This is a genomic window from Aeromonas sp. CD, assembly GCF_033349375.1.
Lineage (GTDB): Bacteria > Pseudomonadota > Gammaproteobacteria > Enterobacterales > Aeromonadaceae > Aeromonas > Aeromonas hydrophila.
In genome coordinates this window covers 776718-794457 of the sequence record NZ_CP137631.1, presented here as the reverse complement: position 1 = coordinate 794457, position 17740 = coordinate 776718, and the positions used below count along the sequence as shown (strand labels likewise).

Annotated in this window: 16 protein-coding genes; 8 read left to right on the top strand and 8 right to left on the bottom strand. The window is 63.6% G+C overall.

Annotated features, from left to right (window positions below; all coding sequences use genetic code 11):
- Positions 1–127: 127 nt before the first annotated feature.
- Positions 128–1036, top strand: a complete 909-nt coding sequence (locus R2E40_RS03695) for a hypothetical protein (RefSeq protein ID WP_318164795.1) — start codon at positions 128–130, stop codon at positions 1034–1036.
- Between the two features lie 112 nt (positions 1037–1148).
- Positions 1149–1610, top strand: a complete 462-nt coding sequence (locus tag R2E40_RS03690) for a CesT family type III secretion system chaperone (protein WP_318164794.1) — start codon at positions 1149–1151, stop codon at positions 1608–1610.
- 96 nt (positions 1611–1706) lie between these two features.
- On the opposite strand, the gene R2E40_RS03685 is transcribed toward R2E40_RS03690, so the two are convergent.
- On the bottom strand, positions 1707–3410 hold the full coding sequence (locus R2E40_RS03685; protein ID WP_318164793.1) for an amidase: 1704 nt from the start codon (positions 3408–3410) through the stop codon (positions 1707–1709).
- Between the two features lie 255 nt (positions 3411–3665).
- The gene (aguA, locus tag R2E40_RS03680) at positions 3666–4763 is read right to left on the bottom strand and encodes an agmatine deiminase (RefSeq protein WP_318164792.1); all 1098 of its coding nucleotides are present in this window, start codon (positions 4761–4763) and stop codon (positions 3666–3668) included.
- 154 nt (positions 4764–4917) lie between these two features.
- On the opposite strand from aguA, the gene R2E40_RS03675 reads away from it, so the two are divergent.
- On the top strand, positions 4918–5871 hold the full coding sequence (locus tag R2E40_RS03675) for a LysR family transcriptional regulator (RefSeq protein WP_318165535.1): 954 nt from the start codon (positions 4918–4920) through the stop codon (positions 5869–5871).
- A 336-nt stretch (positions 5872–6207) separates the two neighbouring features.
- Positions 6208–6543 carry an endonuclease domain-containing protein gene (locus R2E40_RS03670; protein ID WP_318164791.1) on the top strand — a complete coding sequence of 112 codons (336 nt, stop codon included), beginning with the start codon at positions 6208–6210 and terminating at the stop codon, positions 6541–6543.
- Positions 6544–6739: 196 nt separating this feature from the next.
- On the opposite strand, the gene R2E40_RS03665 is transcribed toward R2E40_RS03670, so the two are convergent.
- Positions 6740–7306: a TetR/AcrR family transcriptional regulator gene (locus R2E40_RS03665; RefSeq protein ID WP_318164790.1), complete on the bottom strand. Its 567-nt coding sequence runs from the start codon at positions 7304–7306 to the stop codon at positions 6740–6742.
- A gap of 188 nt (positions 7307–7494) precedes the next feature.
- On the opposite strand from R2E40_RS03665, the gene R2E40_RS03660 reads away from it, so the two are divergent.
- Together R2E40_RS03660 and R2E40_RS03655 are read left to right on the top strand one after the other, a co-directional pair.
- Positions 7495–8532, top strand: a complete 1038-nt coding sequence (locus R2E40_RS03660) for an alkene reductase (protein ID WP_318164789.1) — start codon at positions 7495–7497, stop codon at positions 8530–8532.
- Positions 8533–8736: 204 nt separating this feature from the next.
- A complete protein-coding gene (locus R2E40_RS03655; protein ID WP_318164788.1) occupies positions 8737–9675 on the top strand; it encodes a bifunctional helix-turn-helix transcriptional regulator/GNAT family N-acetyltransferase in 939 nt (312 codons plus the stop codon).
- Positions 9676–9734: 59 nt separating this feature from the next.
- Here the strand turns inward: R2E40_RS03655 and R2E40_RS03650 are convergent, their stop codons facing one another.
- On the bottom strand, positions 9735–10193 hold the full coding sequence (locus R2E40_RS03650; RefSeq protein ID WP_011704690.1) for a carboxymuconolactone decarboxylase family protein: 459 nt from the start codon (positions 10191–10193) through the stop codon (positions 9735–9737).
- An 80-nt stretch (positions 10194–10273) separates the two neighbouring features.
- Here R2E40_RS03650 and R2E40_RS03645 point away from each other — a divergent pair, with 80 nt between their 5' ends.
- Positions 10274–10750 (top strand): MarR family winged helix-turn-helix transcriptional regulator, encoded by a 477-nt coding sequence (locus R2E40_RS03645; RefSeq protein ID WP_318164787.1) that lies wholly within the window; start codon positions 10274–10276, stop codon positions 10748–10750.
- 66 nt (positions 10751–10816) lie between these two features.
- Here the strand turns inward: R2E40_RS03645 and R2E40_RS03640 are convergent, their stop codons facing one another.
- The 3 genes from R2E40_RS03640 to R2E40_RS03630 all read right to left on the bottom strand — a co-directional run bounded on the left by R2E40_RS03640 (position 10817) and on the right by R2E40_RS03630 (position 15030).
- Entirely contained in the window at positions 10817–11155 is a 339-nt protein-coding gene (locus R2E40_RS03640) for a nuclear transport factor 2 family protein (RefSeq protein ID WP_130633042.1), read from the bottom strand.
- Positions 11156–11323: 168 nt separating this feature from the next.
- Positions 11324–12913, bottom strand: a complete 1590-nt coding sequence (prfC, locus tag R2E40_RS03635; protein ID WP_085946238.1) for a peptide chain release factor 3 — start codon at positions 12911–12913, stop codon at positions 11324–11326.
- Positions 12914–13167: 254 nt separating this feature from the next.
- The gene (locus tag R2E40_RS03630; protein ID WP_318165534.1) at positions 13168–15030 is read right to left on the bottom strand and encodes a diguanylate cyclase; all 1863 of its coding nucleotides are present in this window, start codon (positions 15028–15030) and stop codon (positions 13168–13170) included.
- A gap of 223 nt (positions 15031–15253) precedes the next feature.
- Here R2E40_RS03630 and R2E40_RS03625 point away from each other — a divergent pair, with 223 nt between their 5' ends.
- The gene (locus R2E40_RS03625) at positions 15254–16258 is read left to right on the top strand and encodes a sensor domain-containing diguanylate cyclase (RefSeq protein WP_043127922.1); all 1005 of its coding nucleotides are present in this window, start codon (positions 15254–15256) and stop codon (positions 16256–16258) included.
- A gap of 9 nt (positions 16259–16267) precedes the next feature.
- On the opposite strand, the gene viaA is transcribed toward R2E40_RS03625, so the two are convergent.
- Entirely contained in the window at positions 16268–17722 is a 1455-nt protein-coding gene (gene viaA / locus R2E40_RS03620; RefSeq protein ID WP_318164786.1) for an ATPase RavA stimulator ViaA, read from the bottom strand.
- Positions 17723–17740: the final 18 nt, after the last annotated feature.

The following is a 17740-nucleotide window of genomic DNA, read 5'->3' as shown; positions in this document are numbered from 1 at the left end:
AGGCGCGACCGACGCATGTCAGCACCAAACTAAAATAGTGCAACCATGGCTAATAAACGGCGTTTTCACTGACAGGTATGATGCAGGCCAGATGTATCGCTTGTTAGTGAGATAAGGAATCAAGGTCATGGCTATTCATGGAGCTACCCCGGTGATGTTGAAGGCTATCGACAGCCTGCAGCTCGCCAACGTCAACCCCGGCAGCAATCAGAAGCTTGCCCTTCATCTGGGTGAAGGCAAGGAGTACACCATTCACATAGGCAAAAGTGGGGATGTCTCTGTACAGCGGGACCTGGCCCATTTAAGCACACTGGGTCGCATCAAAAATGCGGTGGTCGACTTCTTTAGCCGAGCCGCCACCAAGGGGGAGAGTGCGCTCACCACCCGGGCCACTCAAATTCAGTCCGAGGTGCAGCGGCAGCTGACTGAACTTGGCCAAATCAAGAAGATTGTGCAGCAAGCCTTTAACCAGCCCATCAACGAGTTCAAAAACGATGCCCAATATCTGAAGCCGGGCAGCGATCCCAAGACCGCGACCCTGGCGGATGTTACCGACTCCAACAAGAATCGGCTGGGTCTTGAGGCCATGAGCGATTCCTCCCGGGCATTTGCCATGGAGCACTTCTCCAGTTTTATCAATGGGAGAGACGCCATCTTCGGCCTGCTGAGTTCCCGTGCCATCGAGCAGACCAATACGCTGTTCACCTCGCTGAGCAACGATCCCAAGGCATTGCAAGAGGCATTGAAGGTGCAGAGTCAGGAGTCGGAGGTGTTCAACACCAAGGTCAATGCCGAGTTCAATCGCAGCTTCGGCCAGCTGTTTGAGCAAAGAGCCAGCGCCGAGCTGGATGCCCTGACCGCGACAAACACCCGCACCAACGAGACCTCACCGGCGATCGATGAAAATACTGGCTCATCGGACGGGGAGAACGCCCCCACCAAGATGAAGAAAAGCGTGCGCTTTAACGACAATCCGGTGAGCGATGTCCGGGTGTTCGAACTGGAAGAGGGCCGAGCACTCAATATCAAGGTGTAGCCCTTGCCGTGAATATGGATGACGGCCCTGCCCGCTCGGTGGCGGGGCCGTCTCTTTGTGATCTTGCCCTGCCCCTTCGAAGACGACCGGGCAACCCGACTGGAGTGTTGTGTTGGATATCTATCAGAAAATCCTGGCCGAGCTGTCGGTCGAACCGCTGGCCTTTGATGAAAACGGCGTCTGCACATTCGAGATCCAGCGAGCAGCAGAGGAATCGACCGCCCCCTTTGTGGTCAATATCGTGGCTCAACCCGACGAGATGGCGCTGGTGCTCTCGGTGACCACGGCGAGCGATCTCCCAGAACGTCTATCCCGCGAGTTGTTCCTGCGTTTTGGCGAGCATGCCCTCGCCCCCCTTCGCCATGGCTACGGGGTCGGCATCTATCCCGGCACCGAGCGGATATCGTTTTTCTCCAAGATCGCGCTGGGGAACTATCGCCCGCAACAGGTCAGGGAGAGCCTCGCCGATCTGCTGGAGAAGGCCCACGAGTGGGAGGCCAGCTTGTCCCAAGAGGAGCAGACCCCGCATGCGACAAAGAGCGAGATGGGGGCGGGCCAGAACATCCGGGTGTGACAGCCAAAGCCAGAACATGGACAAAAAAAGAGGGAGGCATGATGCCTCCCTCTCTCTTGGTGCCTGACCTAACAACAATCAGGCCAGCTGTGGCGATCAAACCAACGGCGGCGTGCGTGGCGGCACCATCCGCTTGCTGCCGGTGGACTCGAAGGCCGAGGCGAAGCGCAGCAGGTTGTTGTCGTCATAGGCGCGACCGGCGAAGGTCAGGCCTACCGGCATACCGATATCGGCCATCACCCCCATGGGGACGGTAACGGTCGGCACGCCGAGATGGCGAATGGCGAGGTTGCCGTTGGCAACCCAGATGCCATTGCTCCAGGCGATATCGGCGGAGGCCGGATTCACGTCAGCGTCAGCCGGGGCGACGTCAGCGACGGTGGGGAACAGCACGGCGTCGAGCTTGAGCCCGTCCATCCAGTCTTCCAGATCCAGCTTGCGGGTCTTTTCCAGACCGCGCAGACCGTCCGGCACCGAGGCAATCTCGTCAAAGCGCTTGAGACCGCGCTTGGCCATCTTGACGTACTCGTCCATGCCCGCCGCCAGATCACCCTCGCGGTTCGGCAAGGTGCCCGGATCGTGGGGGAAGATCTGGGGGCCATCCACATCGGCCAGCTTGTTGAGTTTGGGATCGCCGTTGGCGCGCAGGAAGTCGTCGAACGCCCAGCCGGAGAGCTCCCACAGCTCGTCGTTGAGAAACTCAGGGCTCACGATGCCGCGATTGAACACGGTCGGCGCGCCGGGTCTGTCCCCTTCGCAATTGGAAACCAGCGGGAAGTCCACCTCGATAACTTCGGCGCCCGCGGCTTCCAGTGCCTGACGGGCCTGCTCCCAGAGCGCAATCACCGAATCGCGGGTATGGATGCGCTGACCGGTCGGGCCGCCGATACCGGGGTTTTCGCTGGTGCCGGCCAGTTCATCCTTGTTGATAAACATGCGCGGCACGCCGAGGCGCTTGCCCTTGAGGGCATCGGCCTTGGCAGCCAGCTCCAGATAGGAAGCCGGACGCACTTCGGAGGCCTTGGGCAGCTTCACCCAGGGCTGCATGCGCCACAAATCGCCACGGGGATCGCTATCGTCGGCGACCACTACGTCGAGCACTTCCAGCAGATCATTCATGGTGCGGGCATAGGGCACCACCACATCCATGGTCGGGGTCAGCGGCCAGTTGCCGCGCACCGAAATCACGCCACGGGACGGGGTGTAGGCGCACAGACCGTTGTTGGAGGCAGGGCCACGGCCGCTCGACCAGGTCTCTTCCGCCAGACCAAAGGCGGAGAAGCTGGCGGCGGTGGCGGTACCGGCCCCGTTGGAGGAGCCGGAAGCAAACGGCGCGGTCAGGTAATCGGCGTTGTAGGGGCTCTCGGCACGGCCATAGACGCCGCGCTGCATGCCACCATTGGCCATCGGCGGCATATTGGTTTTGCCAAGGCAGATGGCACCGGCGGCGCGCAGCCGCTCGACGGTAAAGGCATCGCGCTGGGCCACCAGATCCTTGAAAGCCGGGCTGCCGGAGGCGGCAGTGAGCCCCTTGACCAGATAGCTGTCTTTGGCGGTGTAGGGGATGCCGTCGAGCGGCCCCAGGGTTTCGCCACGGGCGCGGCGCGCATCGGAAGCCTCGGCCTCTTTCAGCGCATCGGGGTTGGGCACCACCAGGGCGTTGAGGCGGGTTTGTGTCTCGGGGCCGTTGTAGGCTTTGATCCGGGCCAGATAGGCCTTGACCAGTTCGACCGCTGTGGTGCGGCCTGCTTCGAGCGCACCGCGCAGCTCGGCAATGGAAACCTCGGTCACTTCGATCATTTTGATCTCCTGTAAAGGGTGACTGTTTGTCATGATGATCGCCGCATCAGCGCCGGCGGCCATCACACCATCAAGAGATAAAACCCCACGGCGTGGGGTTTTGAATACTAACTAGAACCGGTTTACGACCCGTCGCGAGAGGCCGTCAGCAAGGTGAAGAGCAGCGCAGGAACCGGAGCGTATAAACATACGTGAGGCTTCCGAGCAGCACATGAACCTTGATCACGGTCTCGCAGCAGGATCGTCATCCGGTTCTTATTTGCCGGAGGGGATCTGCTGGGTGATGCAGTGGATATTGCCACCGCCCAGCAGGATCTCGCGGGCCGGCACGCCGACGACCTTATGCTCCGGGAAGATCTCTTCCAGAATGCGCTGGGCTTCGCCGTCGGTGGCGGCATCCAGCAGCGGGTAGACGATGCGATCGTTGGTGATGAGGAAGTTCACGTAGGAGCCGGCCAGACGGCCTTCTGCCTCGCGCGGCACACCGGTACCGCTCTCGACACCGGCAGACTCTTCCTGGGTGCAGTAGAGCGGGCCCGGCTGGGGCAGCTTCCACACTTTCAGCTTGCGACCCTTGGCGTCGACCGCCGCTTCCAGCACCTTGAGAGCGGCCAGGGAGCGGGCGTACTGGGGATCGTTCTGGTCGTCAGTCCAGTGCAGGGCCACTTCACCCGGACGCACGAAGCAGCACATGTTGTCGATGTGGCCGTCGGTCTCGTCCATGTAGACGCCTTCGTCCAGCCAGATAAAGCTCTTCACGCCCAGATAGTCGCGCAGGTGAGCTTCGATCTGCTCTTTGCTCAGGTGCGGGTTGCGGTTTTCGTTGAGCAGGCACTCGGCGGTGGTCAGGCAGGTGCCTTCGCCGTCGACGTGGATGGAGCCCCCTTCCAGAATCAGCGGCGCATCGTAACGATCCATGCCGTGCTGCTCCAGCATCTGGGCCGCCACTTGCTCGTCTTGATCCCACGGGTAGTAGAGACCGCCCTTGTGGCCGCCCCAGGCGTTGAAGCCCCAATCCACCCCACGGCACTCGCCAGCCGCGTTGGTGACGATGGTGGGGCCGCTGTCGCGGGCCCAGCAGTCATCGCTGTTCATCTCGACCAGGGTGACATGGCTGGGCATGATGGCGCGGGCCTGCGCCATAAACTGGGCCGGCACCCCCATCAAGACCGGGGTGGCTTGCCCAATGGCATCCGCCACCTTGGCAAAGGTGGCTTGCGCGAAGCGACCGGCCTCACGCCAGTTGTCCGGGCGAAACGGCCAGATCATCCAGACGGCCTGCTGGTGTGCCCACTCGGCGGGCATGGTGAAGCCGTCAGCGGCCGGCGTGGTGTTCATGGTCTTGATGCTCATCGCAAGGCTCCTTGCATGGATTGAGACCCCCGTTGGCACCGAAACGCGGCGCGGGGATCCTGGAAAAATAACAGTGGTCGCAGTGTAAGAAGTTGCGCTCACATCCATCAAATGAATAGGATGGATTGTCCCATAAGCCTGGCAAATAATCTTGATGAAACTGCACCAGCTCGACCTCAACCTGCTGCTCGCCTTTGACGCCCTGATGACCCAGGGCAGCGTCACCCGCGCTGCCGAAACGCTCTTTATCAGCCAGCCCGCCATGAGCCATGCGCTCAACCGGCTGCGCACCTTCTTTGGCGATCCGCTGCTGGTGCGCACCCCGCAAGGAATGCTGCCGACCCCGCGCGCCCAGCGGCTGCATCTTGGTGTGCAGCAGGCGCTGCGGCTGCTGGAGCAGCAGCTCAGCGACGAGGAGGTGTTCGAGCCAAGCCAGTCGAAGCGCCGCTTCGTGCTCTGCACCACGGATTACGTGGAGTGCGTGCTGATCCCGCCGCTTATCCAGCGCCTCAAACGGCTGGCACCCGGGGTCACCATCGAGATCCGCATCCTGCGCGACACCCTGCCCGAAGCCGAGCTGGCGAGCGGCGAGATAGACCTGGTGCTCGGCTTTGACGAGTACATGCAGGTGCCGGGGTATCTCGGCAAGGAGACCTGGCTCACCGAGCCGCTGGCCGGGCTGGTGCGCGCCGATCTGCCGATGGCAGCCCCGGCGCTCGCCGAGAGTGGAAATGACCCTGCGCTGCTGGCCGAGCGCATCAGCTTGTCGCAACTGATCGAGATGCCCCATGTGTTCCACTCCCCCCTTGGCACCTCGGAGGCGAGCCTGGATCGCTATCTGAAGACGCTGGGCTTCAGTCGTACCATCTCGGTCAACAGCCAGAGCTATATGTCTGCCGCCGCCATCGTCAGCCAGAGCGATCACCTGCTGGTGCTGCCCAGCATGGTGGCCGAGCTGCTCGCCAGCCACTGGCCGCTGAAAAGCCTGCCGCTGCCCGAGGATGTGCCGGATTATCACCTCAACTGTGTCTGGCACCCCGTTCACGCGCAGCAACCGGCCCTGGTGTGGCTCAAGAATCTGATGAAAGAGCTGGTTAATCCGGATTAACCCGGCAACGTGTGCCCCCTCATCCCCAACCCTTCTCCCGCAAGGGGAGAAGGGAGCTGATCCTGCGCCACTGGCAGCATGGCTGACAACCTGTCTGCCGGGGCGAAATACATCCCACCAGCACATCGACCTATCGATTCATCAGCTCATCAGCTCATCAGCTCATTGTCACACCACACCACGATGGCCCCGAGATGACCAACAAGATGACAACTGTTACTCGATCTGTCCCCTCTCCCTCTGGGAGAGGGCCAGGGTGAGGGGAAGCAACCCACTCAGTCACCAGACCGGGGAATGGCTATATCTAATAGGGTCGAATAGCTCTGGATAGGCACCATGAGAACCCATCCGTTTGCCAAGCGAATGAGGCGAGAAGCCACCCTTGCCGAACAGAAGCTGTGGCAGCAATTACGCAACCGCCGTCTGGCCGGGGTGAAATTCCGTCGCCAGATGCCCATCGGGCCCTACATTGTCGATTTCATCTCTCTTGAGCAGAGGCTGATCATCGAGGTAGACGGGTCACAGCACAACGAACCGGCAGGGCGGCAATATGATGGCGCAAGAACGGCCTACCTCAATCAGCAGGGCTTTCGGGTGATCAGGGTGTGGAATAACGATGTGTTGAACCGGATGGAGGCCGTACTGGAACTTCTTTTGCTCTCATTGCGCTGAGCAGAGCCCTCCCCCTCATACCCAACCCTTCTCCCGCAAGGGGAGAAGGGAGCAAACCACCCGGCGGCGTGTGGCATCCCCAGAAACAACCATGGCTCCCGCAAGGGGAGAAGGGAGCAAACAACTTGGCGGCGTGTGACATCCCCAGAAACAACCATGGCTCCCGCGGGAGCCATGGTTGTTTCTGGGCGGCGCATTACGCCCGCAGGGCCGTCATCAGCTGGGTGACCACGCCGCCCAGCAGGGCGGGATCGGGGCGGCACTGGGCGAAGGTGACCAGGCCCTGGATGTTGATGAGCAAAAAGGCGGTCAGGGTCGGGATATCGCGCCCGGCCGCCAGTTCACCACGCTCGAGGGCCAGGCTCAGCACCGCCGCCAGATCGGCATCCAGCTCGCCATAGATGACCTTGAGCTTCAGGTGCAGCTCTTCGTCCTGCTCCGCCAGCTCCATCAGGGTGCGGGTCACCAGACAGGTTCCACAGAGGGCGTCGTTCACCACCTGCTCGAGGTAGGCCTGCACCCCCGCCAGCGGGCTCGCGGCGGCGAAGAAGCTGCGCCGCAGGGCGCTCTTCTCCTGCACATAGTGGTCGACCGCCGCCAGCAGCAGGCCGCGCTTGTTGCCAAACGCCGCGTAGAGGCTGCCCGGATGCAACCCGGTCGCCACCACCAGCTCCTGCATGGTGGTCTTGGCGTAACCCTTGGCCCGAAATGCCTCCATGGCATTTCGCAAGACGTCGTCCCGGTTGAACTCGGCGCTGCGCATGGTTTCTCCGTTGAAAAAGCGGATTCACCGGCCAGGGGCCGGCGAGGGGAAATAAGAGGGCGGCAAGTTTACCCCAGCAGGACCGCAACACCAACCCATGTTGAATGCTCGTTCAAAAAAGACTTGCACACAAAACAAAAAACGTCTTGAATGCACGTTCAAGAATCACTCCCTCAGGACAGACGATCATGAATACCCTGTTTCAGCCCTATCGCCTCAACGACACCCTCACCCTGGCCAACCGTTTCATGATGGCTCCCCTCACCCGCTGCATGGCAGGCCCGGGCCTGGTGCCGACCGAGCAGATGGCCGCCTATTACGCGCGCCGCGCCGACATCGGCCTCATCATCTCCGAAGCCACCATCATCCGGCCGGACGGTCAGGGCTACCCCAATACCCCGGGACTCTACAGCGCCGAGCAGATCGCCGGCTGGAAGCAAGTGACCGGCGCCGTGCATGCCAACGGCGGCCAGATCTTCGCCCAGCTGTGGCACGTGGGTCGTCTCTCCCACCCCTTCTTCCACCACGCCGAAGTGCTGGCCCCCTCTGCCGTCGCTCATGAGGGCACGGTGCCCCGCATGCGCGAGCTGGTCTATCAGGTGCCGCGCGCCCTGACCGAGAGCGAAATCGCCCAGCTGGTCGAGGATTACGCCCAGGCCGCCGCCAACGCCATCGAAGCGGGCTTTGACGGGGTGGAGATCCACGGTGCCAACGGCTACCTCATCGATCAATTCCTGCACCACGCCAGCAACCTGCGCACCGACAACTACGGCGGCAGCCCCGAGAACATGAGCCGCTTCGCGCTGGAGGTGGTGGATGCCATCAATGCCCGCATCGGCGGGGATCGGGTGGGCCTGCGCCTCTCCCCCGGCGCCTACGTGCACCTCGAAGGGGATGCGCGGGATCGCGCCGTGTTCGACCACCTGCTGGCCGAGCTGAACCAGCGCAACCTGGCCTATGTGCATCTGGGCATCTTCGATGACAGCCTCACCTTCGACTACCTGGACGGCCGCGCCTCCGACTACCTGCGCGCCCGCTACCACGGTCATCTGGTGGGGGTGGGCAACTACAGCGCCGAGACCGCCGCCGAGGCCATCAAGGCCGACCGCTTCGACCTCGTCGCCATCGGTCGCCCGCTCATCGCCAACCCGGACTACCTCGCCAAAGTGAAGCAGGGCGACGCCCTGGTTCCCTATGCCGACACCATGCTGGCCGAGCTGGTCTAACCCTCGCCGGCACCTTGCCTGACCAAGGATGGGATCCGCGCCCTCGCGCGGGTTTCCAATATTTGGGCCCCCTCCCGGGCCCTTTTTTGTGCCCGCTCGTCATGCCCGCCGTTTCACGACCCTCGCCAGCGCAATAAAAAAGTTGCTAGTAACAACTAGTTGGCTATATTGGTTGTTGATGACAACCAAATAGGAAGCCCTGATATGGATCCCCGCCCCCTGCGCGCCCTGTCGCGCGATCTGGTACGCGAACTCGGCATGCTCTCCCAGCAGTGCGGCGAACTGGCGCTCAGCCCACTCGAAGCCCATCTGCTGATCGAGCTGGAGAGCGGCCCCGCCACCAACCAGCAACTGGCCGAACGGCTGCGCATCGACAAGTCCAACGCCAGCCGCCCGCTGGCCCGCCTGGCCGAGCGCGAGCTCATCAGCTGGCACCCCCATCCGTCCGATGGCCGCAGCAAGGAGGCGCGCCTCACCATCGCCGGCCAGGCCCAGCTGCTGGATCTGCATCAGGAGATGGACAGCGCCATGGAGGAGACCCTGGCCCAGCTCACCCTCGCCGAGCGTGAGCAGCTGTGGACCGGCCTGCGCCTCTATCGCAGCGCCCTCTCCCGTGCCCGCCGCCAGCAGGGCTACCGCATCCGCCCCATCACAGCCGCCGACAACCCCCATATCGCCGCCGTGATCCGTGCCGTCTCCGCCGAATACGGGCTCACCGCCGACAAGGGCTACGGGGTGGCCGACCCCAATCTGGATCGGCTGCATGAAACCTATCAGGGCGCGCAGAGCCGCTACTGGGTGATCGAGGGACCGAACGGCACCATTCTAGGCGGGGGCGGCATAGCGCCGCTGGCGGGGGAAGAGGGGCAAGTCTGCGAGCTGCAGAAGATGTACTTCATGCCCTCCCTGCGCGGGCTGGGGTTGGGACGCCGGCTGGTACTGCAGGCGCTGGACGAGGCGCGCGCACTCGGGTATCAGCGCTGCTACCTGGAGACTACCGCCGTGCTGCGCGAGGCCACCGCGCTCTACGAATCCCTGGGCTTCGAGCACCTGCCGGGCCCGCTCGGCAGCACCGGGCACGATGCCTGCGAGATCTGCATGGTGCTGACGCTTGGCGCCGACGATGGCCAGCGACCGGCCTGAGTGATCAACTCAGGATGAAAAAGGGCGGCAGCGATGCCGCCCTTTTGTTTGGCTGCCGCTCAGAGCTGGGCGGCAGGCGGCACGAAACGCAGCGCCACCCCGAGCCGGTTCCAGCTGTTGATGGTGGCCACCGTCACCGACAGCTGCACTATCTGGGCCTCGCTGAAGTGCTCGCGCAGCTCGCCATAGAGGGCGTCGGGCACACCGTCCGGCGGCAGCCGGGTCAGACTCTCGGTCCAGGCCAGGGCCGCTCGCTCCGGGGCGCTGAACACGGTGGCATCGCGCCAGGCCGCCAGCTGATCCAGCTTGGCCTGCCCCACCCCGCTGCGACGGGCGATGTTCAAGTGATACTGCAGGCAGAAGCTGCAGCCATTGAGCTGGGAGGCGCGCAGCTTCACCAGCTCGCTCAGGCTCTTGTCGAGGCCAGCCTCGTCCACCGCCTTGCCGGCGGCGATCAGGGCGTCGTGAGCCGCCGGCAGCAGCTGGCGAAAGTCGGGGTAATCGATGCGGGTGCTCATTCTGGTGTTCTCCTTGGGCATGATTTAATATCAGGGCACGAACAACATATCAGCACCCTGACATGATAAACAAGCCCCCCTTGAGTACAGAGCTGTCCATCCCCCTGCCCGCCCCCGGCGAGGGCAAGCGCGGCGAAGCGGGTCACCTCGGCTATCTGCTGCGCCAGGCCGCGGCCGCCCAGCGCCTGCGCATGGAGCGGGCGCTGGCGGACCTGCCCATCACGGCGCCCCAGTTTGCCCTGCTCACCATGCTGGATGCCTATCCCGGCAGCTCCAACGCCGAGCTCGCCCGGCTCACCCTGCTCACCCCCCAGACGGTGAGCCCCATGGTGACCAACCTGGAACGCAGCGGCCTGCTGGCCCGCACCCCTCACCTCCAGCATGGCCGCATCCAGCAGCTCAGCCTGAGCCCGGCGGGTGCCACGCTGCTGGCCGAGGCCAAGGCCAGGGTCGCCCGGCTGGAGCTGGAGCTGGCCGCCCCGCTGGCCGAGGAGGAGTTGCTACTGGTCAAACGCTGGCTGGCAAGCCTCGCCAGCGGCATGGAGGGCGAGGCCTGACGCCAGCCGGTGTTAGCGGACGGTGTTTGCAGTCAGGCCAAGGCAGACAGGGGCGCAGGGCGCCTTTCAGGTGGGGAAGTAGAACCAGGCCGTCTTGATCAGGCCCGCCTCCACTTCGAAGACGGCCATGCTCTCCAGCGGCTCGGGGGAGAGGCCATAGATCAACTCGTGATCAAACACCTTGTTGCCGATGACGGTTCTCGACAACAGCTCTGCCCGCAGGGCCGGGTTGTTGAAGCGATGCTCGGCATAGAAGGCTCTGAGCGCCCCCTTGCCCACAGTGCTCGGGCTCTCCGTCGGCATCCGGTATCCCTTGAACGCCTCGCAGAAGCAGGCCAGGAAGGCCTCGAGATCATGGGCGTTGTAAGCGTTAAATTGTGCCTCGACGGGCAGTTCGACCGACATGCATCACTCCCTGAATCATGTAACAGCCTCCTTTATAGGGGGCATTGCCCCCCTTGTCGACGGATGACGGCAGCTCAGCTCCCATCTGCGCCTTGATCGCCATGCAAAAAAAGACCCCGCCTGAGCGGGGTCTTTTTTTATCTTGTCTGCCTAGTGGGCAAGCGCTTGTCAGTGCTCGCGGGTCTGGCGGAACTGGACGTCCGGGTGACGCTCCTGGGCCAGGCGCAGGTTGACCATGGTCGGCGCGATGTAGGTGAGGTTGTCACCGCCATCGAGGGCCAGGTTGACCTCGTTCTTGCGCTTGAACTCTTCGAACTTCTTGACGTCGGTCCCTTCCACCCAGCGGGCGGTGGAGACGTTGACCGCCTCGTACAGCGCCTCGACGTTGTATTCGCTCTTCAGGCGCGACACCACCACGTCGAACTGCAGCACACCGACCGCACCAACGATCAGATCGTTGCTGATGAGCGGACGGAACACCTGCACCGCGCCCTCTTCGGAGAGCTGCACCAGCCCCTTGAGCAGCTGTTTCTGCTTGAGCGGATCGCGCAGGCGGATGCGGCGGAACAGTTCAGGCGCGAAGTTCGGGATGCCGGTGAACTTGAGATCCTCACCCTGGGTGAAGGTGTCGCCGATCTGGATGGTGCCGTGGTTGTGCAGACCGATGATGTCGCCGGCGAAGGCGTCTTCCGCCTGCTCGCGGTCACCGGCCATGAAGGTCACTGCGTCGGAGATGTTCACGTCCTTGCCGATACGCACGTGGCGCATCTTCATGCCCTTGGAGTAGGTACCTGACACGATGCGCATAAAGGCGATACGGTCGCGGTGTTTCGGGTCCATGTTCGCCTGGATCTTGAACACGAAGCCGGAGAACTTCTCCTCGGTGGCGGCCACTTCACGGCTCTCGGCCTTGCGCGGCATGGGCGACGGTGCCCAGTCGGTCAGGCCGTCCAGCATGTGGTCGACACCGAAGTTACCCAGTGCGGTACCGAAGAAGACCGGGGTCATCTCGCCAGCGATGAAGGCATCGTGATCGAACTCGGGAGAGGCGCCCTGCACCAGCTCCAGCTCGCCACGCAGCTGGGCAGCCAGATCTTCGCCGATGGCGGCATCCAGCTCGGGGTTGTTCAACCCCTTGACCACCCGCTTCTCCTGGATGGTGTGGCCCTGACCGCTCTGATACAGATAGGTCTCGTCCTTGTAGAGGTGGTAGACCCCCTTGAAGGATTTGCCACAGCCGATGGGCCAGGTGATGGGGGCACACATGATGTTGAGCTCGCGCTCCACCTCGTCCATGACCTCCATCGGATCGCGCACTTCACGGTCCAGCTTGTTCATGAAGGTGAGGATGGGGGTGTCGCGCAGTCGGGTCACTTCCATCAGCTTGCGGGTCCGGTCTTCAACACCCTTGGCGGCGTCGATGACCATCAGGCAGCAGTCGACCGCCGTCAGGGTACGGTAGGTATCTTCGGAGAAGTCCTCGTGACCCGGGGTATCGAGCAGGTTGACCAGACAATCGGCATAGGGGAACTGCATCACCGAGGTAGTGATGGAGATACCACGCTGCTTCTCCATCTCCATCCAGTCGGATTTGGCGTGCTGGCCTGAGCCACGGCCCTTGACGGTACCGGCGCGCTGAATGGCCTGTCCGAACAGCAGGACTTTTTCGGTGATGGTGGTTTTACCCGCATCCGGGTGCGAGATGATCGCAAAAGTGCGTCTCTTGGAGACTTCACTCAGAAATTCAGCTGACATAATTCAACGTTCTTCTATTGGGCGGCGGCCTTAAGCCACCGTGGGATAATTCCGGAGTGCCGCATTGACTCACGGTCCGGCATGGATACGCAACGAGCCACACCAAGCTGGCATCACACCAACCGGTGGAGAGAGGAAGAGGGTTGCGTTACATGGGTCTTCTCACCTGAGCCAAAGCAAAATTGCGCGACATTATACCCGCGCGAGTGAAAAATACCCAGCCCGGCTTTGCAGACGAGCAGGGCGGCCTGCGCCCCCTACTCGGCCCGCATCACCTGGTTGCGGCCCGCCTGCTTGGCCCGGTACATGGCCTCGTCGGCCCGCTGCACCAGATCGCCGAAGCTCTCGTCGAGGGGGCTGTATTGGGCACAGCCGATGCTGACGTGCACCGGCTGCCCCTCCGGCATCCCGTCGATGCGCAGCTGGGCGACCCGATGGCGGATCCGCTCCGCCACCTCGACCGCCTCGTCGAGGCTGGTGTCGGGCAGCAGCACCAGAAACTCCTCGCCACCGTTGCGCCCCACCCGATCGAGGGAACGCAGCTGGGCGGCGACGCAACTGGCCACCTCGGCCAGCACCTTGTCCCCCATGTGATGGCCCAGGGTGTCGTTGACCTGCTTGAAGTGATCGATGTCGAGCTGCAGCACCGACAAGGCCCGGCCATGCTCTCGTGCCTGCTTGAACCAGGCCTGCCCCTTGGCCTGGATCTGGCGGCGATTGTGCAACCCGGTCAGGTCGTCGGTCATGGCGAGCCGGCGCATCTTGCGGGAGCGATTGAACTGATGCAGCGCCAGCATGCCCATCACCAGCAGCAACAGAATGACCACAGCGTACTGCCAGTGGCGCCGCTCCTGCAGCTGCTTGAGCTTGGCCTCCTGCAGCAACTGCTTGGTCTTGAGGGCCTGGTTCTCCAGCTCCTTGCGGGCCAGATCGAACTCGAAGCGCATCTGCAACGAGCGCTGCTCCCTGAGCACCCGCTCCAGGGAGTGCTTGGTCTCGACGTACTGCTTGAGACTGGCCAGCGCCCCGTTGATCTGGCCCTGCTGCTCCAGGATCCGGGCCCGCACCTCGTAGACCCGCGCCAGGAAGCGCTGGTTTTTCTCCTTGACGAAGATGGGTTCGGCCTGCGCCAGGTAGTAGAGCGCCTTGGTCGGATTGTGCTGCGCCGCCTCCGCCATGCCCATCACCAGTTGCCAGTGGCCCAGGGTCACGCTGTCGGAGCTCTCGCCACTGCGCAGGATGGCATCCGCCTGGCGCAACTTGCTCACCGCCTCGGCCACCTTGTTCTGGTTGAGACGGATGGTGGCGATCTCGATCTGGATCCAGGCCAGCAGCCCCTCCTTCTGCTGGGAGCGGTAGAGCTGTTCGGCCTGGATCATCAGCGGCAGGGCCCGCTCATACTCCCCCATCTCGGCATAGAGCAGCCCCTGCTGGGAGCGGATGTCCACCAGCCGCTCCTGATCCCCCAGGGTGCCGTAGTCGTGCTCCAGTTCCTTGAAGTAGCCCTCGGCCCGCTCGTAGAGCCCCATCCGCCGGTAGGCGTTGGCGATCTGGGCCAGCACCTCCCGCGCCTTGCCATCCTGCCCCAGCGACTCGAAGCGCTTGTGCGCCTCGATAAGCTCCATCAGCCCCTCCGCCAGCTCCCCCTGATAGGCGTACATGTCGCCGCGAAAGCTGAGGATGTCGGCCTCCTGCAGCCGATCGCCGAGCCGGCGGGCCAGTACCAGCGCCTGCTGATAGTCGGCCTTGGCCTGGTCCATGTTGCCGAGCTGCTGCTGGTGAAAACCGCGACAGGTGAGCAGGCCGGTCTCGGTGATCCTGTCCTTGCGGGCCCGGGCGATGGCCAGCTCTTGAGCGGCAAAGGCCACCACGGCGCGATACTCGCTGTCCCACTCGGCGGGCATGGCCCAGCACTGCAGCCGCACGATGCGTCCCTGCACGTCGGCTGGATAGGCATCCTTGCTCGCCACCAGCGCGGCGATGCGCAGCCGGAATATGCGGTCGGGCTGGAAGCCCTCTTCCAGCAGTTGCAGCTCGCGGGAGAGCTGAGGTTCGGTCAGCGGCGCCCGAGCCGCCCAGGCGAGGGGCGTGCACAATCCCGTCAGCAGGATCAGGGTCATGATGCGTTTCATGCCGGTTCGGTTTCCCCTCTGGTGGTGCAGCTAGGCAGGTGTGTTCACTATGACCATCATATCCTGCCTTGTTCAAGCACACAGCCACCAGGGAGAAAGAGAGAAAATCAGCCAGATCTGGCGGGCTCTCACACTGACCCCTCGTGCCTCTTTACAGATGGAAAATCAGCATCGACTATAGGCGCCATCCACTACAGGGAAGCGCGGGTTGATGACATACCAGGAGCTGCAGGCGGCCTACGACAAGCTGCTGCAGGAGAACGAACGGCTCAAGCGGGTCGCCGAGGATGCGCGGGAGAAGCTGGAAGCCGCCATGGACGGCACCGGCCTGTGCATCTGGCAGAACCATGTGCCCACCGGCAAGCTCATCATCTTCAACCGCCGCTGGGGCGCCATGCTCGGCTACCAGCCCAAGGAGCTGTCGGCCCACTTCGACGTCTGGCGCGAGCACCTGCACCCGGAAGACAGGGAGCGGGTGCTGCAGGCCTTCTTCGATCACCTGAGCGGCAAGAGCCCGTTTTATCAGGTGATGCACCGGATGATCGCCAAGGACGGCAAGACCACCTGGGTGCTGGACCGGGGGCGGGTGGTGGAGCGGGACGCACAGGGCAATCCCATCCGGGTGATGGGCACCCACATCGACATCACCCACGAGAAGGAGTACGAGCAGCAGCTGGCCCAGCTCGCCCACCGGGATCCCCTCACCGGCCTGCTCAACCGCACCGCGCTGCAGCGCCAGTTCCCGCAGGAGTACCAGGCAATCTGCTTCATCGATCTCGACGACTTCAAGCAGGTCAACGACAACCTGGGCCATCGCGCCGGCGACGAGCTGCTGATCGCCCTCACCCGCCGGCTGCGCGACTGCTGCGAGGAGGGGGTGAAGATAGGCCGGCTCGGCGGCGACGAATTCGTGCTGCTGCTGCCCTGGACCAGCGACGATCCCCGCACCAGCCACCTGGCCCGCCAGTGCATCAACGCCATCTCCACCCCGTTCGAGCTGCCCAACGGCGACGCCTCGGTAGGATTGAGCATGGGGATTGCGGCGATCCGGCCGCAGGATGATTTCAGCACGGCGCTGGCCCGCGCCGACCAGGCCATGTATCGGGTCAAGCGCAGCGGCAAGCGGGGTTTTTACGTCTCCCAGCCGAGCGGCCAGCCGCTGCTGGATCAGGAGCAGGTCAACGAACGGGGGCTCGGCCACCAGCCTCGCTGCTGACGGCCTGTCTCAGCTGCGCTGCCAGCGCCGCAGCAGACGCCCGCGCAGGCCGCAATCGAGCAGCCAGCTGTTGTCGAACACCCGCAGCAGCGCCGGTTTTGCGTGGCGGGACATGGCCACCGCGTGAAAGCGGGTCTGCTGCTTGCGCTGGCGGTTCATCCGCTCCAGCAGGCTGTGGGGCAGGCTCTGGGCGATGAAGTCGGAGACCACCAGCACGTCCGCCTTGGCAAAGGCGGGGTCATCCAGCTTGATCAGGGCCTTCTCGAGGCAGGGCACCAGATCGGTGCCGCCGTGAAAACTCATGGAGAGGAAGCGCTCCGCCTTGTCGAGCCCGGTGTCGGCGGTGATCTCCAGGGTCGCCACCTCGGTGGAGAAGAGCATCAGGTAGCAGCCCCGCTTCTCGTCCATCGCCACCTTGAGCAGCGCCAGAAACAGCGCCTTGGCACACTCCTCCGGGTATCCCCCCATGGAGCCCGAAGTATCGATGCAGACGATGAAGGGCCCCCGCTGCTGCAGTTGCCGCCCGCCGAGTTCCGGGGTGCGCAGCATGATGCGCTGGCGTGGCAGGGTGCCACGCGACTGGTAGCTGAGCAGGCGCCGCTCCAGATAGCGGCGGTAGAACTCCAGCTCCAGCTCCGGCAGCGCCAGCATCACCGCCTCGCTCGGCAACAGTCGCATCAGATCGCTGGCCGGATGAATGCCTACCAGATCATCCGGCACGTCGTCGGTCTGCACCTCCTCCAGCTCGTGCACCTGCACCGGCGGCACCGGCGAGTCGTTGGCCCGGTTGTCCTGCTGGCTGCGCCCCAGCAGGTTGGCGATCTCCGCCAGCAGCGGCTCGCGCTGCAGCATGCGGGCATACTGCTTGACCAGCACCAGGCTGCGCTTGTGCCAGCTGCCCTGCGCCAAGTCCCACAGCCCGCCGGCGGAGATCTGGTTGGGATCGAGCGCATCGGCCAGGGTACGGCTCGCCAGCAACTGATCTTCAATCTCCTGGCGCTGCTTCTCCCGCTCCGCCTCGGCGATCTGCTGCTGCAGCTGCAGCAGGCTGCCCACCAGGCTGGTGCGCCACTTCTCGATCAGCAGCTGGCGCTGGCTGTCGGTGGGGTGGGCCATCAGCTGGCGCACCAGGCTGCGCGCCTCGCCGGCGAAGGGACTGTACTGCTCCAGCCCGTCCAGCAGGGCCGGCAGGCACCCCATCAGTTCGGCCAGCGGCAACCCCTTGTGGGCCTGATAGAGGCGATACTCCTGCTCCAGCGCCACCGGCACCGGTTTGTGGCGCATCTCTTCCCCCAGCTGTTCGCTCCAGCGGCGGATCCGCTTTTGCAACAATCTGCCCTGCAGCGGGGAGCGCTTGATGAATTCGGAGATCTTGGGGGTGGAGGCCAGCAAGAGCGCCATCTCGCCCGCCAGCTCCCCCTCGCCAATGAGCAGCCCCAGATCCATCATGCCGATCTCAAGCATGGCGACCTCCGCCGACCA

Coding starts and splice junctions, on each gene's coding strand:
- R2E40_RS03630 (WP_318165534.1), bottom strand. CDS start 15,030: ATGACCCTGATCCTGCTGACGGGATTGTGCACGCCCCTCGCCTGGGCG.
- R2E40_RS03695 (WP_318164795.1), top strand. CDS start 128: ATGGCTATTCATGGAGCTACCCCGGTGATGTTGAAGGCTATCGACAGC.
- R2E40_RS03660 (WP_318164789.1), top strand. CDS start 7,495: ATGAATACCCTGTTTCAGCCCTATCGCCTCAACGACACCCTCACCCTG.
- R2E40_RS03665 (WP_318164790.1), bottom strand. CDS start 7,306: ATGCGCAGCGCCGAGTTCAACCGGGACGACGTCTTGCGAAATGCCATG.
- aguA (WP_318164792.1), bottom strand. CDS start 4,763: ATGAGCATCAAGACCATGAACACCACGCCGGCCGCTGACGGCTTCACC.
- R2E40_RS03675 (WP_318165535.1), top strand. CDS start 4,918: ATGAAACTGCACCAGCTCGACCTCAACCTGCTGCTCGCCTTTGACGCC.
- R2E40_RS03625 (WP_043127922.1), top strand. CDS start 15,254: ATGACATACCAGGAGCTGCAGGCGGCCTACGACAAGCTGCTGCAGGAG.
- R2E40_RS03650 (WP_011704690.1), bottom strand. CDS start 10,193: ATGAGCACCCGCATCGATTACCCCGACTTTCGCCAGCTGCTGCCGGCG.
- R2E40_RS03655 (WP_318164788.1), top strand. CDS start 8,737: ATGGATCCCCGCCCCCTGCGCGCCCTGTCGCGCGATCTGGTACGCGAA.
- R2E40_RS03640 (WP_130633042.1), bottom strand. CDS start 11,155: ATGTCGGTCGAACTGCCCGTCGAGGCACAATTTAACGCTTACAACGCC.
- viaA (WP_318164786.1), bottom strand. CDS start 17,722: ATGCTTGAGATCGGCATGATGGATCTGGGGCTGCTCATTGGCGAGGGG.
- R2E40_RS03685 (WP_318164793.1), bottom strand. CDS start 3,410: ATGATCGAAGTGACCGAGGTTTCCATTGCCGAGCTGCGCGGTGCGCTC.
- R2E40_RS03670 (WP_318164791.1), top strand. CDS start 6,208: ATGAGAACCCATCCGTTTGCCAAGCGAATGAGGCGAGAAGCCACCCTT.